This window comes from Streptomyces sp. NPDC052079 (assembly GCF_040680275.1).
GTDB lineage: Bacteria > Actinomycetota > Actinomycetes > Streptomycetales > Streptomycetaceae > Streptomyces.
Genome location: NZ_JBFAWL010000007.1, coordinates 213,782 through 226,539 on the forward strand (window position 1 = coordinate 213,782; position 12,758 = coordinate 226,539).

The following is a 12,758-nucleotide window of genomic DNA, read 5'->3' on the forward strand; positions in this document are numbered from 1 at the left end:
CTCCTACTTGAAGAAGGCGATCCCGTCGTCCGGCATGTCGTCGGGCAGGGCCTTGGCCCAGCGCTCGACGTCCTCCGGGGTGACGACCTTCTTCAGGTGCGCCGACATGTAGGGGCGCAGCTCGACGTCGGGGGTCTGCTTCTCGCCGACCCACATCAGGTCGCTCTTGACGTAGCCGTACAGCCGCTTGCCGCCGCTGTAGGGCCGCGAGGCGGCGGTGCGTGCCACCGCGTCCGTGACCAGGTCGATCTGCGGCTTGCCCTCGGCGAGCTCGCCGTACCAGATCTCGATGACGCCGTCGTCGCGGGTCATCGTCGCCTCGACCTTGCGGTCGGCGTCGATCCGCCAGAAGCCGTGCTCGGACTCCAGCGGCCGGACCTTGTTGCCGTCGCCGTCCAGCACCCAGGTGTGGGAGCTGTACTCGAGGAAGTCCCGGCCGTCGTGGGTGAAGGTGACCTCCTGGCCGAAGTTGCACTTCTCCGCGCCGGGGAAGTCGTGCACTCCGGCGCCCGCCCAGTTGCCGAGGAGGAAGGCGAGCGGGACGAGGTCCTTGTGCAGGTCGGACGGGATCTCGATCATGAGCGGAACTTCCTGGCGTCGGTGATCAGCGCTGGCCCTGGTACAGCTTCTTCACGGTCAGTCCGGCGAAGGCGAGAACGCCGACGGCGACGAGGACCAGCAGAGCTTCGAAGAAGATAACCACGGGGTGCTCCTTGAGCGGGGAGTGCGAGGGTGTGCACGGGGCCGCCCCCAGCTTACGCGGCCGGGGCCGGCGCCCGTCGTGCGAGGTGCCGCCCGCGCACCTCAGCCCAGCAGCTGACTCTGCAGCACCACCGTCTGCCGGAACGGCACGGCGTGCGCGGTCCCCTTCCGGGACTGCAGCACGAGGGCGAGGACGTCCCCGGCGGCGAGGTAGGCGTAGCGCTCCTGTTCCTTGCCGTACGGCTTGGACTCGACGTAGACGGTGCGCTCGACGCCCGGGACCGCCGTCTTGTCGGGGATGGACTCGTCGAAGGCCATGGTCTCCGTGCCGCGCACCGCGTACACCGGGTCGACGTACGAGAAGTACGGCGCGAAGAACCTGCCTTCCACCATGGCCGCGGTGTCGAACCGCAGCAGGTAGATCCGGGTCCGGGTGCCGTCCTCGGTGGTCCAGCCACGGGCCGCGATGTGCCGCAGGCCGCCGTCGACGAGCTGCTGCCGCAGGCTCTCCCGGTCCTCCTTGTCGGCGTACTCCTTCAGGAACTTCTCGGTCTCCAGCCAGCCGTCGGTGCCGCGCAGCGCCTTGTTCTCCTCGGCGCCTTCCGGGGCGGGCAGCAGCAGGGCGCGCAGGTCGGCGTGGTGGGTGCCGGCCGGGTTGGACTCCACCTGCGGCCCGGGGCTGCCGGAGGGCAGCGGCGGCTTGGTCAGCGGCGGGTAGTCCCACCGCCCGTCGGACTTGGTCGCCAGGCCGGGCAGGTCCGTGCGCTCCATCCGGCTGATGCCGTACGCCGTGCCGGCACCCGCCACGGCGAACACCACGACCGCGGCCGTCCAGCGCAGGGCGGCGCGCAGGCTTTGGCGGTCCTTGCGCACGGGCGGCTGCTGCGGCTCTTCCGGTACGGCCGTCGGCGGATCCTGCTGGGGAACGGTGGGCGCGAGGGCCTGCTGCTCGCTCATACGGCCTTCCCGGGTTCGTCGATACGGTCCAGCTGCTGACCGAACAGCGTGGCGACACTCTCGGTGTCGAGCGGTTTGCCGCCGTCCGCGGTGAGGGTGACCAGGACGTCCCCGACATGGGCCGAGCAGTGCATCGAGTCGAGGTCGGACTCCGCGTCCTTGGGCGGCAGGAAGCACTTGGCGTTCTTGTGGCCCTTGACCTTCGGTCCCTTGCGGAAGACGTCCAGGGCGTCGACGAGCCCGGTCTGGAACCTCGCGAGGTCCCGCACGGCCTCGCGGTCCTTCATCCGGGTGAGCACGATGCCCACGGTGTAGACCTCCTCCTCGCTGTAGACGCTGGTCGACCCGCTGGTGTAGCTGCGCATCGCCATGCCTTCCACGCGCCAGCTGTCGATCTCCTTCTCCAGCCGCTTGCGCTGGGAACGCGGCAGATCGCGCAGCGACTTCTTGTGCAGCGCGGTGGCTCCCGCTCCGTCGAGCTGCGCGTCCGCGCCGAACTCGGCGAGATCAGGCCCCGGGAGCCAGTTGTCGTACCCGTACGGCACGAGCATCCCGGCCAGCCCCTGGGCCTTCGGCGCCTTCTCCTTGGCGGCATCCGCCTTGGGCATCTTCCACACGGGCGCACCGGCATCGCGGTCGGCGCCCTTCACGGTGGCGACGGTGTAGCCCGCTCCGGCGACGACGGCTCCTGCGACCAGCACGGAGACGGCGACGGCCGCGACCCGTCCCCGTCGCACGGGCCGCTTCCCGGCGGGCTCGGCGGGAGCGGCCGGCCGGTTCTCGGTCCCGCTCACAGCTGCTCCATCTGCCGCTCGGCCAGATCCATGATCATCTTTTTGCTGACGGGCTTGCTCGAGTTCACCCAGATCTCCATCGCGACGTCCCCGCGCCAGGCGTGCGCCTCCGCGCTGTACATGGGTTCGTAGCCGGGCTCGTTCGTGGGCCGGTCGTGGACGTACGCCCGGCCGCCCTCGGTACCGGGCACGCGCCAGCTGTCCGTGTCCTCCACCTCGTCCGCCCAGTACTGGCCGCTGGCGACGCTTTCGGCGGCCGCCAGGGTCTCCTCCTGCCGGAACTGGACCAGCCGGATCTCCACGTCGTAGTCGTTGCCGAACCATCCGGTGACCGCCACGCGACGGAACTCGTCCATCGCCAGCTGCCCGAAGATCTCGCCGGAATCCTCGTAGTAGCCGGCGTACTCGGCGAGGTCCATCCAGCCGTCCTCGCCGAGCAGCCAGTCGGCGGGCCGCGCGGAGCGGGGTCGCTTGATCAGCAGCTTGCGCAGGTCGCCGTCGGTCTTCAGACGGCGGTCCTGCGCCGTGGACAGGGGTTCGGGCGCCTTGCCCTTGGCCTGCGTGAGCACCGGCTGCGACAGCGGCGGCAGCGGGGTGGGCTCACGGTCGGCCTGGACGAGGTAGCCGGTGCAGGTACCGGCGACCAGCCCGAGCACCAGGGCGGCACCGATCAGCGCGGCCGTCCGCCCCCGCCGCCGGGGTGTTCGTCCCGCCTCCGGAGCCAGGACGGCCTCCGGCACATCCGCCGATCTCGGCCCATCCGGGGCGTCGGTTGCTTCTTCGGGTTGTTCCAAGACGTCTCCCCACAGAAGGTGAAGCGCGCATTCCGCGTACGCGCGCCCAGGAGACCCATGGCCGCCGGCCGAAGTTGCGGCGATCATGATTACGATTCGGTCATGGCGAAGAAGCTCGTGATCAAAGTGACCGCAGGAACCGACGCCCGCGAACGCTGCTCGCAGGCGTTCACCGTGGCGGCGGTGGCCGCGGCCAGCGGGGTCGAGGTCTCCCTGTGGCTCACCGGGGAGTCCGCGTGGTTCGCCCTGCCGGGCCGTGCCGCGGAGTTCGAGCTGCCGCACGCCGCGCCGCTGCCCGACCTGCTGGACTCCATCCTGGCGACCGGCCGGGTCACCCTGTGCACCCAGTGCGCGGCCCGCCGCGACATCACGGAGAAGGACGTCATCGAGGGCGTACGCATCGCCGGCGCGCAGGTGTTCGTTCAGGAGGCCATGGCGGACGACACCCAGGCGCTCGTCTACTGAGCGGCTACCGAGGCCCCTTCTTGCCGTCCAGTTCGTCCCACCACTCGTCGGACTTGGGGTCGCCGGACGGATCGTCCCACCAGCGGTCGTCCGGTCCCCGCCGGTTGGCGACGACCGCGGCGAGCGGCGGGATGACCATGGCCACGAGGCACATCGCCACGGCCGCCGGTACCGACCAGAGCCGCACCACACCCCACGCCAGGACGAACAGCCCGATGCAGCTGCCCATCATGACGAAATAGACATGCCGCCTGCGCGCGTACATGCGTCCAGCGTAGGTCCGGACATGCCGAAGGGCCGCATCCCGGGCGTCCAACCCGTGGGATGCGGCCCTTCTGCCGTACTCGCGTCCTCAGACCGCGATCGCGACCTCGGCCAGACCGCCCTGCTGGGCGACGACCGTGCGGTCGGCGGTGCCGCCGGGCACCAGGGCGCGGACGGTCCAGGTGCCCTCCGCCGCGTAGAAGCGGAACTGTCCGGTGGCGGAGGTCGGAACCTCCGCCGTGAACTCACCGGTCGAGTCCAGCAGACGGACGTAGCCCGTCACCGGCTCGCCGTCCCGGGTCACCTGGCCCTGGATGGTGGTCTCGCCGGGCTTGATCGTCGAGGCGTCCGGGCCGCCGGCCTTCGCACCGCACATGTCTTACTCCTGAGAGGGTCGGTCGGGGAGGGATTACTTGCCGGAGCCGAGCTCGATCGGCACGCCGACGAGGGAGCCGTACTCGGTCCAGGAGCCGTCGTAGTTCTTGACGTTCTCCACGCCGAGCAGCTCGTGCAGCACGAACCAGGAGAGCGCGGAGCGCTCACCGATGCGGCACAGGGCGATGGTGTCCTTGGACAGGTCGATCTGCTCGTCCTCGTAGAGCTTCTTGAGCTCCTCGTCGGACTTGAAGGTGCCGTCGTCGTTGGCGTTCTTCGACCACGGGATGTTGCGGGAGGTCGGCACGTGGCCGGGGCGCTGCGACTGCTCCTGCGGCAGGTGGGCCGGGGCGAGCAGCTTGCCGGCGAACTCGTCGGGCGAGCGCACGTCGACGATGTTCTGCGTGCCGATGGCCTCCACGACCTCGTCGCGGAAGGCCCGGATGGACAGGTCCTGCGGCTTGGCCTTGTACTCGGTCTTCGGACGCTCCGGCACCTCGTCGCCGGGGACCAGCTCGCGGGCGTCGAGCTCCCACTTCTTGCGGCCGCCGTCGAGAAGCTTGACGTTCTCGTGGCCGTACAGCTTGAAGTACCAGTAGGCGTAAGACGCGAACCAGTTGTTGTTGCCGCCGTAGAGCACGACCGTGTGGTCGTTGGCGATGCCCTTGTCGGACAGGAGCTTCTCGAAGCCGGCCTGGTCGACGAAGTCACGGCGGACCGGGTCCTGCAGGTCCTTGGTCCAGTCGATCCGTACGGCGTTCTTGATGTGGTTCTTGTCGTAGGCGGACGTGTCCTCGTCCACCTCGACGATCACGATGGTCGAGTCGTCCAGGTGCTCCTGGAGCCAATCGGCGTCGACCAGGACGTCGCTGCGGCTCATGCTGTTCTCCTCCGGGGCAGTTGCGGCGGGGCGTGCGGTGAGAGGGGTGCGCGCCCAGGGCGGGCAGGCGCACGGGCGCCCTTCAACGGGCGGGCGAGGGGTGCGGACGGCGACGCGTCCGCTTCAGAAGGTGCGACAGAGCATGGCGGCGACACGGCACAGGTCGACTGCCCGCCGCTTCGTGAGATCCGCCTGCCCCCGGGGCACGGGGACGACGCTCGTCTGGCACTGCATGGGGTCGATCGTAGGGAGGTCAGGGCGGGCATGTCACCGACGTGTCGCATGCTGAGACGAGATCGTCCGCGATGCGGTACGCAACGCCCTGAAAGCCACCCTCCGCGAGCCCGGAGCCCGCCGCGCCCCCACCCAGCCATCTGCCCTACGGACCCCGCCGTCTCATCTGACGGACATCCCCCTGCCCAACCCCTCCCTACCCGACCAGACGGACGTCGGAACCCTTCACCGTGATGTCCACGCCGTTCTCGGCCGCCTCGACCTTGTCCAGGCGGATTCCGCCGGGCAGTCCGTCGATCTTCTGCTCGAAGTCGGTGATCCGCCGCACCCGCGACTCGGCGAGCGCGACCCCTCCGAACTCGGGCAGCGCGTCGGCCTTCACCCGCACGGTGTCTCCGTCGACGACCGTCACCGAGCTGAGCACGGAGACCGGTTCGGGCAGCTTGTTGCCGAGCACGGTGGCCTCCACCGTGAGCTTGATCTTCCCGTTGCCGCCGTCGGACAGCCCGATGACCTTGGCGGTGACTCCGGGGGCCACCTGGCTGGGCTCGGACTTGGCGGTCTTCAGCAGCTCGTCGTACGCGACGGTCGCGGTGCCGGTGGCGGTGGCGGCGGTGGCGGAGCTGTAGTCGTCGGAGAAGTCGACGCCCTTCATGTCGGCGCGGAGGTCGCCTATGCGGATCTTTTCGGCGCCATCGCCGGTGCCGGCCTCGTAGCCCTCGATGCCGACCTGCACCTCGTCGAGGGTGCCGCCGGCGACCTGGGTGAGGAAGGGGAAGCCCTTGATGGACACGTCGGGGGTGGACGCGAGGTTCTCGGTCGCCTTCAGGCGGTCCGCCGCCTCGCCCTCGGCGAGGTTGACCGCGACGCGGTCGATGATCACGAAGATTCCGCCCAGTATGACGACGACGATGAGCAGTATTCGCAGTGCGCGCATGCGGTGTTCCCCCACCTGGCTGGTGTCGACGGCGTTCCCCGACGACCGGGCGGCCGTCCTGGCGCGAGGGTAACTCGGACGGCTGGGGGAGCTGGGGGTTTGTGGATCACCTGTGACAGGGCAGGACTTGCGACTCGGTGCTTACGGCTGCGCCGTGCGGGTGCCTTCGGCGGGGGTGGGTCGGCGGTCCCGGCGCTTGCAAGTACCCGGCGTGGGTGCGGGCCGGGGGTGGTTTGCGCAGCCCGGCGCAGGCGGGGTGCCGTCGCGCCCACCCTCCCCCACTCTCGGCTTCGCTCGAGCGGGGGGACCCCCATCGCCCTGGGGGCACCTCCCAGGCCCTTAAGGCACTGGGGGAGGCACGACTGCCCGCGGAGGGCGGCAGCGGGACGCGGATCACGGCGGCGGGACGCGGAAGCGGCGGGCGGCTGCCCGCGGAGGGCGGCGGTGGGCCGCGGATCGCGGCGGTGCTGGTGCTTACAGGTACCCGGTGTCAGTGCGGGCCGGGGGTGGGTTGCGCAGCCCGGCGCCGACGGGGTGCCGTCGCGCCCACCCGTGCCGCCCCAGCGGCACGACTGCCCGCGGAGGGCGGCAGTGGGCCGCGGATCGCGGCGGACGCGGAGGGCGGCGCGGGACGCGGGAGCGGCGGGACGCGGATCGCGGATCGCGGCGGCGGGACGCGGGAGCGCGGGCGACTGCCCGTGGATGGTGGCGGCAGGATGCCGCGTACGGCGGGGAGGGGGCGGGGTGGGGGTGTTCGCCCGCAGTGGCTGGCGCGTCCGCGCCCTTGCCTCTACCAGCGGGCGCAGTCGCGCCAGTCCGAGGACGGACACCCCCGGCCCGGCCCCGCACCACCCACCCACCGTGGGCGCTTAGCGCACCCCAGTTGCGCCGCAGGCGTCAGGTGGCGATGCGGGTCAGGACGTAGACCGCAGGTCCCGCCGCCGCCAGTGGGAGCGCGACGCCTGCTGTGAAGTGCACGAAGCGCGACGGATAGTCGTAGCTCGCGACCCGGTGCCCGATCAGCGCACAGACCGCAGCCCCCGCACCCAGCCCCGCACCCGAAGCCTCCATCCCCCCGACCGCGAACCCCGCCCCCGCCGCAGCCACCAGCGCGACCAGCACGGACGCCGCTGTCGGCAGCGGCAGCGCCCGCGCCACCATCGCCACCGCCACAGCAACCGCTCCCACGGTCACCGCATCCGCGTCCGCCGCCAGATACCCGCCCGCCGTGATCGCCAGCGCCGCCGCGGCGACCGTCGCCATCAGGCCGTACATCCGCTCATCGGGATCCGCGTGCGACCGCAGCTGCAGCACCAGCGACAGCAGCACCCACACCCCCAGCGTCCCCAGGATCGCCCCAGGAGACCGGTCGGACACCAGCAGCGCCACGTCCGCGACCAGCGCGCCCACGAACCCCAGCGCGATCCCCTGCCGGGCCGGCCACATGCCGTTCAGCCGGAACCAGCCCGCCGCCGTCAGCCCCTGCAGCACCACCAACGGCACGAGCAGCGCATACGTACCCAGCGCCGCCCCACCCGCGAGCAGCGCCCCCAGCAGCGCCGTGAGCACCGCGGGCTGCATCCCGGGCTCGATGACCGGCGAGCGCCCCTCCGCACGCGCCCGCTGGGCGTCAGTGACCCGGGAGTTCCCAGCCAGCGTGGCCGGCCCGTACTCGGGCTCGCCCGATACGCCCTCCGGCACGGGCGCCTGCTGCGGAGGCAGATACGACGTCTCCTCCACCACGGCGGACGCGGCCACCGGCGGCTGCATCTGCGTCTCCCACGTCTGCCCCTGCCACTGCTGCGTGTACTGCTGATCCGCGTACGGATCGTCGTACCCCTGCTGCTGCCCGGGCCAAGCCTGCGGCTGCTGGTACGGCTCCTGGCCGCCCCCGTACGACCCGTACGGCTGGTTCGTCATCGCTCACCCTCCTGCGAACGGCGGAAGCACCTCGACCGTGCCGCCGTCGGCCAGCCGTACCGTCTCATGCGCGCGCTTGCCCACGGGATCACCGTCAACGAGGAAGGAACACCGCACCAGCACCCGCGCCAGTTCCCCGGAGTGCCGCCCCCGCACGGCATCCAACGCCTCGGCCAGCGTGTCCGCCTCGTACGCCTCCTCGGCCACCCCGGCCGCGGCCTTGGCGGCGGCCCAGTACCGCACCGTGACCTTTGCCATCTGCTGGTTCCTCTCGGTGGACATGAACACCGTCAGGCTAGCCCGCCCGGGCGACCACCCAGTCCCCGATCCGCCCCAGCAACGCCTCCGGCGCCGCGTTCTCCGCGTGCCCCATGCCCGGCTCGACCCACAGCTCCCCGTGCTCCCCGGCGGCAGCCGCCAGCATCCGGGGATGGTCGAGCGGGAAGTACGCGTCCTGGTCGCCGTGCACGATCAGCAACGGCGTCGGCGCGATCCCCGGCACCGCCTCCACCGGCGACACCGGCACCGGATCCCACTGCCGGTGATGGATCCGCGTACGCAGCCCGTACCGCCCGACGACCCGCCCGGACGGCCGGGTCACCAGCCAGTGCAGCCGCCGCATGGGCGCGGTCCCGCGATAAAACCACCGCGCCGGCGCACTAACGGAAACCACGGCATCGACAACATCACCAGCCACCCCCACCCCCGCATGCCGCAGCACCACCGAGCCCCCCATCGAGAACCCGACGGTGGCCACCCGCGCATATCCCAGCTCACGCGCCCACCCCACCACCGCAGCGAGATCCAGTACCTCCCGGTCCCCCACGGTCGACCGCCCGCCCGACGCCCCGTGCCCACGGAAGGAGAACGTCACGACACCGCCGTACCGCGAGAACACCCGCGCCACGCGCCGCACATGCGGCCGGTCCGCATCCCCGGTGAACCCGTGTGCGATCACAAAAACCAGATCACCGACAGAATCGGCCCCCGATACGGACGGTTCGTATACGGAATCGATCGCCACTCCATCCGCAGTTCGCAAGAACGTCCGCAAAGGCGCAGCGCCGCGTGTCCCCCCGCGCGTCACCCCACTCATCTCGGAATACGGACGATTCGTGGCCCACGCCACATGACCTGCCCGATCGGTGCTCATGTCGGCTATTCTGCTGCGAAGAGGACTCGGGCAGCGAAGCCCCCGAGTCCTTTTGTGCTTTCGGAAGCGTTGTATACGAACGCGGGAAGGCGCGCCCCCATCGCAGGGACCGAGGAGGAACCAGACGTCATGGGAGAGCGAACCGTGCACGACTCGAGGACGACCCGGCCCCGAGCAGATGAGGAGACGCGATGAGCTCGCTGCTGCTCCTGACCAACGCGCTTCAGCCGTCGGCGGAGGTGCTCCCTGCCCTCGGCCTGCTCCTGCACAACGTGCGCGTGGCCCCCGCGGAGGGCCCAGCCCTGGTCGAGACCCCCGGCGCCGACGTGATCCTCGTCGACGGCCGCCGGGACCTCCCGCAGGTGCGCAGCCTGTGCCAGCTCCTGCGCTCCACCGGCCCCGGCTGCCCGCTCGTCCTGGTGGTGACTGAGGGCGGTCTGGCCGCCGTCACCGCGGACTGGGGCATCGACGACGTACTGCTGGACACCGCGGGCCCGGCCGAGGTGGAGGCGCGGCTGCGCCTGGCGATGGGCCGCCAGCAGATCGTCAACGACGACTCCCCGATGGAGATCCGCAACGGCGACCTGTCGGTCGACGAGGCGACCTACTCCGCGAAACTCAAGGGCAGGGTCCTCGACCTGACCTTCAAGGAATTCGAACTGCTGAAATACCTGGCGCAGCACCCCGGCCGGGTCTTCACCCGCGCCCAGCTGCTCCAGGAGGTGTGGGGCTACGACTATTTCGGCGGCACCCGCACGGTGGACGTGCATGTACGGCGGCTGCGCGCCAAGCTCGGCCCCGAGCACGAGTCGCTGATCGGCACCGTCCGGAACGTCGGTTATCGATTTGTTACGCCCGAAAAGGTGGAGCGCGCGGCCGAGGAGGCGAAGGCCAGGGCGGACCGGCAAAAACCATCGGATACGGACGAGACGGCCACCGGTAAAGCCGCCGAGTCCCACGCGCGGGCGCGACAGGCGCACGCATGAGCGTTGCGTTCGCACATACGAGCCGTTTCCGTGCTGCTCGGAACCCTCTTCACGCCCTGCCCGGACCGAATATATCCGCGTAGACTCCGCGCGTGGCCAAGGTAACCAGGGATGATGTGGCGCGGCTGGCGGGTACGTCCACCGCCGTCGTCAGCTATGTCATCAACAACGGACCCCGGCCGGTCGCCCCGGCCACGCGCGAGCGCGTTCTCGCCGCGATCAAGGAGCTGGGGTACCGGCCCGACCGAGTCGCCCAGGCGATGGCGTCACGGCGTACGGATCTCATAGGCCTGATCATCCCGGACGCCCGGCAGCCGTTCTTCGGAGAGATGGCGCACGCGGTCGAACAGGCCGCGTCCGAGCGCGGGAAGATGGTGCTCGTCGGCAACACCGACTACATCGCGGAGCGCGAGGTCCACTATCTGCGCGCGTTTCTCGGGATGCGCGTCTCCGGTCTGATCCTGGTCAGCCACGCGCTGAACGACCTGGCCGCCGCGGAGATCGAGGCGTGGGACGCCCGGGTGGTCCTGCTGCACGAGCGCCCGGAGGCGATCGACGACGTGGCGGTCGTCACGGACGACCTCGGCGGCGCCCAGCTCGCCGTACGCCATCTGCTGGAACACGGGAACGCGTACGTCGCCTGTGTCGGCGGCACCGAGCAGACCCCCGCCGTTGGCGACCCGGTCTCGGACCACGTCGAAGGCTGGCGGCGCGCGATGAAGGAGGCCGGGATACCGACCGAGGGCCGCCTCTTCGAGGCGCCGTACAACCGCTACGACGCCTACCGCGTGGGCCTGGAGATCCTCTCCGGCCCGAACCGCCCGCCGGCGGTCTTCTGCTCCACCGACGACCAGGCGATCGGCATCCTGCGCGCCGCTCGGGAGCTGCGCATCGACGTGCCGGGTGAGCTGGCGGTCGCGGGATTCGACGACATCAAGGAGGCGGCGCTCGCCGACCCGCCGATGACCACGGTCGCCTCCGACCGTCCGGCGATGGCCCGCGCCGCGGTCGACCTAGTCCTCGACGACGGCCTGCGGGTGGCGGGCTCCCGCCGCGAACGCCTGAAGGTGTTCCCGTCCCGCCTGGTGGTACGCCAGTCCTGCGGCTGCCCGTAGGAAACCCGACCCGGAAACCTTTATATCGGGCATACGGCCTTCTGTCGGGCTTCTCAGCAAGCACTCAGGATGTTCTCATCGTCCGGCGCGACCCTCATGAGCATGACCGAGAGCCTCAGCCCGAGCGGCGAGTACGAGAGCAGCAACCCCCACCAGGTGAACCCCGAGTGGCCGCCCCCGCCGGCGTACGCACCGACGCCTGCGCAGCCCTCGAACCCGGCGCCGACCCCGCATCGGAAGCGCGCCCGGGGCCCCGCCGCCCTGCTCACGGCGGTGGCGATCGTCGCGGCGGCCGTGGGGGGCGGCACCGCCTTCGGGGTGCAGGAGCTGACCGGCTCCGACACCGTCGCCACCTCGAACTCCACCGGCACCAACGTCGTACCGTCGAGCCAGAAGGGCACGGTGTCCGGCGTCGCCAAGGCGGTCAGCCCCAGCATCGTCGAGATCAACGCGACCTCCGACGCCGGCTCCTCGACCGGCTCCGGCGTGATCATCACCGACGACGGCGAGATCATCACCAACAACCACGTCGTCGCCGGGGCGTCCTCGATCAAGGTGCGGACGGACGACGGCACGACGTACACCGCGAAGGTCGTCGGCACCGACAGCAGCAAGGACCTGGCGCTGATCAAGCTGGAGAACGCCTCCGGCCTGAAGGCGGCCACCCTCGGCGACTCCGACGGCGTACAGGTCGGCGACCAGGTGGTGGCGATCGGCTCCCCCGAGGGCCTGACCGGCACGGTGACCAGCGGCATCGTCTCCGCCCTCGACCGCGATGTGACCGTCTCGAAGGACCAGGACCAGGGCCAGGGCCGGCGGCCCGGACAGCAGGGCGGCGACTGGCCGTTCGAGTACGACGGCCGGGAGTTCAACGGCGACACGGGCGGCTCGACGACCACGTACAAGGCGATTCAGACCGACGCGTCCCTGAACCCCGGCAACTCCGGCGGCGCGCTGATCGACATGAACGGCACCATCATCGGGATCAACTCGGCGATGTACGCACCTACCGGCGCGGACTCGTCCGCGGCGGGCAGCGTGGGCCTGGGCTTCGCCATCCCGGTCGACACGGTGAAGAAGGACCTGCCGGCCCTGCGCTCCGGCTCGACGAACTGACGCGCACGCGCACCCCGGGAAACGTGCGAGGCTGAAGACCCGTGAAGAGCCTGATGGCCATGCTCC

The 12,758-nt window shown here is 70.7% G+C and carries 16 protein-coding genes; 4 read left to right on the forward strand and 12 right to left on the reverse strand.

What is annotated here, in order from left to right:
• Window positions 1-3: 3 nt before the first annotated feature.
• The 4 genes from AB0L56_RS14815 to AB0L56_RS14830 form a co-directional block, all read right to left on the reverse strand.
• Window positions 4-579 carry an FABP family protein gene (locus AB0L56_RS14815; RefSeq protein WP_361031735.1) on the reverse strand — a complete coding sequence of 192 codons (576 nt, stop codon included), beginning with the start codon at window positions 577-579 and terminating at the stop codon, window positions 4-6.
• Between the two features lie 225 nt (window positions 580-804).
• The gene (locus tag AB0L56_RS14820; RefSeq protein WP_365423087.1) at window positions 805-1,659 is read right to left on the reverse strand and encodes a hypothetical protein; all 855 of its coding nucleotides are present in this window, start codon (window positions 1,657-1,659) and stop codon (window positions 805-807) included.
• Entirely contained in the window at window positions 1,656-2,453 is a 798-nt protein-coding gene (locus AB0L56_RS14825) for a hypothetical protein (RefSeq protein ID WP_365423090.1), read from the reverse strand. Before AB0L56_RS14825 ends, AB0L56_RS14820 begins: the two co-directional genes overlap by 4 nt.
• A complete protein-coding gene (locus AB0L56_RS14830; protein ID WP_365423093.1) occupies window positions 2,450-3,247 on the reverse strand; it encodes a hypothetical protein in 798 nt (265 codons plus the stop codon). The genes AB0L56_RS14825 and AB0L56_RS14830 overlap by 4 nt, the downstream gene beginning before the upstream one ends.
• Before the next feature lie 102 nt (window positions 3,248-3,349).
• On the opposite strand from AB0L56_RS14830, the gene AB0L56_RS14835 reads away from it, so the two are divergent.
• Window positions 3,350-3,712, forward strand: coding sequence for a DsrE family protein (locus AB0L56_RS14835; protein WP_361031747.1), 363 nt, complete (start codon window positions 3,350-3,352; stop codon window positions 3,710-3,712).
• Between the two features lie 4 nt (window positions 3,713-3,716).
• On the opposite strand, the gene AB0L56_RS14840 is transcribed toward AB0L56_RS14835, so the two are convergent.
• The 8 genes from AB0L56_RS14840 to AB0L56_RS14875 form a co-directional block, all read right to left on the reverse strand.
• Window positions 3,717-3,977 (reverse strand): DUF3099 domain-containing protein, encoded by a 261-nt coding sequence (locus AB0L56_RS14840; protein WP_361031750.1) that lies wholly within the window; start codon window positions 3,975-3,977, stop codon window positions 3,717-3,719.
• Between the two features lie 87 nt (window positions 3,978-4,064).
• A complete protein-coding gene (locus AB0L56_RS14845) occupies window positions 4,065-4,352 on the reverse strand; it encodes a DUF1416 domain-containing protein (protein WP_004986406.1) in 288 nt (95 codons plus the stop codon).
• Between the two features lie 33 nt (window positions 4,353-4,385).
• Window positions 4,386-5,231, reverse strand: a complete 846-nt coding sequence (locus AB0L56_RS14850; RefSeq protein WP_361031754.1) for a sulfurtransferase — start codon at window positions 5,229-5,231, stop codon at window positions 4,386-4,388.
• A 123-nt stretch (window positions 5,232-5,354) separates the two neighbouring features.
• Window positions 5,355-5,465 (reverse strand): putative leader peptide, encoded by a 111-nt coding sequence (locus AB0L56_RS14855; RefSeq protein ID WP_361031757.1) that lies wholly within the window; start codon window positions 5,463-5,465, stop codon window positions 5,355-5,357.
• 196 nt (window positions 5,466-5,661) lie between these two features.
• The gene (locus AB0L56_RS14860) at window positions 5,662-6,402 is read right to left on the reverse strand and encodes a DUF2993 domain-containing protein (protein WP_365423098.1); all 741 of its coding nucleotides are present in this window, start codon (window positions 6,400-6,402) and stop codon (window positions 5,662-5,664) included.
• An 897-nt stretch (window positions 6,403-7,299) separates the two neighbouring features.
• Window positions 7,300-8,322, reverse strand: a complete 1,023-nt coding sequence (locus AB0L56_RS14865; protein ID WP_365423101.1) for a hypothetical protein — start codon at window positions 8,320-8,322, stop codon at window positions 7,300-7,302.
• Between the two features lie 3 nt (window positions 8,323-8,325).
• Window positions 8,326-8,580, reverse strand: coding sequence for a MoaD/ThiS family protein (locus tag AB0L56_RS14870; RefSeq protein ID WP_361031898.1), 255 nt, complete (start codon window positions 8,578-8,580; stop codon window positions 8,326-8,328).
• Window positions 8,581-8,617: 37 nt separating this feature from the next.
• Entirely contained in the window at window positions 8,618-9,475 is an 858-nt protein-coding gene (locus AB0L56_RS14875; RefSeq protein ID WP_361031766.1) for an alpha/beta fold hydrolase, read from the reverse strand.
• 191 nt (window positions 9,476-9,666) lie between these two features.
• On the opposite strand from AB0L56_RS14875, the gene AB0L56_RS14880 reads away from it, so the two are divergent.
• The 3 genes from AB0L56_RS14880 to AB0L56_RS14890 all read left to right on the forward strand — a co-directional run bounded on the left by AB0L56_RS14880 (window position 9,667) and on the right by AB0L56_RS14890 (window position 12,692).
• A complete protein-coding gene (locus AB0L56_RS14880) occupies window positions 9,667-10,461 on the forward strand; it encodes a response regulator transcription factor (protein WP_365423105.1) in 795 nt (264 codons plus the stop codon).
• Between the two features lie 92 nt (window positions 10,462-10,553).
• Entirely contained in the window at window positions 10,554-11,576 is a 1,023-nt protein-coding gene (locus AB0L56_RS14885; RefSeq protein ID WP_361031772.1) for a LacI family DNA-binding transcriptional regulator, read from the forward strand.
• A gap of 96 nt (window positions 11,577-11,672) precedes the next feature.
• Window positions 11,673-12,692: a trypsin-like peptidase domain-containing protein gene (locus AB0L56_RS14890; protein WP_365423108.1), complete on the forward strand. Its 1,020-nt coding sequence runs from the start codon at window positions 11,673-11,675 to the stop codon at window positions 12,690-12,692.
• Window positions 12,693-12,758 lie beyond the last annotated feature (66 nt).

Bases quoted from the DNA above. Each gene is read 5' to 3' on its own strand.
- AB0L56_RS14815 (WP_361031735.1), bottom strand. From the start codon at position 579: ATGATCGAGATCCCGTCCGACCTGCACAAGGACCTCGTCCCGCTCGCC.
- AB0L56_RS14820 (WP_365423087.1), bottom strand. From the start codon at position 1,659: ATGAGCGAGCAGCAGGCCCTCGCGCCCACCGTTCCCCAGCAGGATCCG.
- AB0L56_RS14835 (WP_361031747.1), top strand. From the start codon at position 3,350: ATGGCGAAGAAGCTCGTGATCAAAGTGACCGCAGGAACCGACGCCCGC.
- AB0L56_RS14840 (WP_361031750.1), bottom strand. From the start codon at position 3,977: ATGTACGCGCGCAGGCGGCATGTCTATTTCGTCATGATGGGCAGCTGC.
- AB0L56_RS14845 (WP_004986406.1), bottom strand. From the start codon at position 4,352: ATGTGCGGTGCGAAGGCCGGCGGCCCGGACGCCTCGACGATCAAGCCC.
- AB0L56_RS14850 (WP_361031754.1), bottom strand. From the start codon at position 5,231: ATGAGCCGCAGCGACGTCCTGGTCGACGCCGATTGGCTCCAGGAGCAC.
- AB0L56_RS14855 (WP_361031757.1), bottom strand. From the start codon at position 5,465: ATGCAGTGCCAGACGAGCGTCGTCCCCGTGCCCCGGGGGCAGGCGGAT.
- AB0L56_RS14860 (WP_365423098.1), bottom strand. From the start codon at position 6,402: ATGCGCGCACTGCGAATACTGCTCATCGTCGTCGTCATACTGGGCGGA.
- AB0L56_RS14865 (WP_365423101.1), bottom strand. From the start codon at position 8,322: ATGACGAACCAGCCGTACGGGTCGTACGGGGGCGGCCAGGAGCCGTAC.
- AB0L56_RS14870 (WP_361031898.1), bottom strand. From the start codon at position 8,580: ATGGCAAAGGTCACGGTGCGGTACTGGGCCGCCGCCAAGGCCGCGGCC.
- AB0L56_RS14875 (WP_361031766.1), bottom strand. From the start codon at position 9,475: ATGAGCACCGATCGGGCAGGTCATGTGGCGTGGGCCACGAATCGTCCG.
- AB0L56_RS14880 (WP_365423105.1), top strand. From the start codon at position 9,667: ATGAGCTCGCTGCTGCTCCTGACCAACGCGCTTCAGCCGTCGGCGGAG.
- AB0L56_RS14890 (WP_365423108.1), top strand. From the start codon at position 11,673: ATGAGCATGACCGAGAGCCTCAGCCCGAGCGGCGAGTACGAGAGCAGC.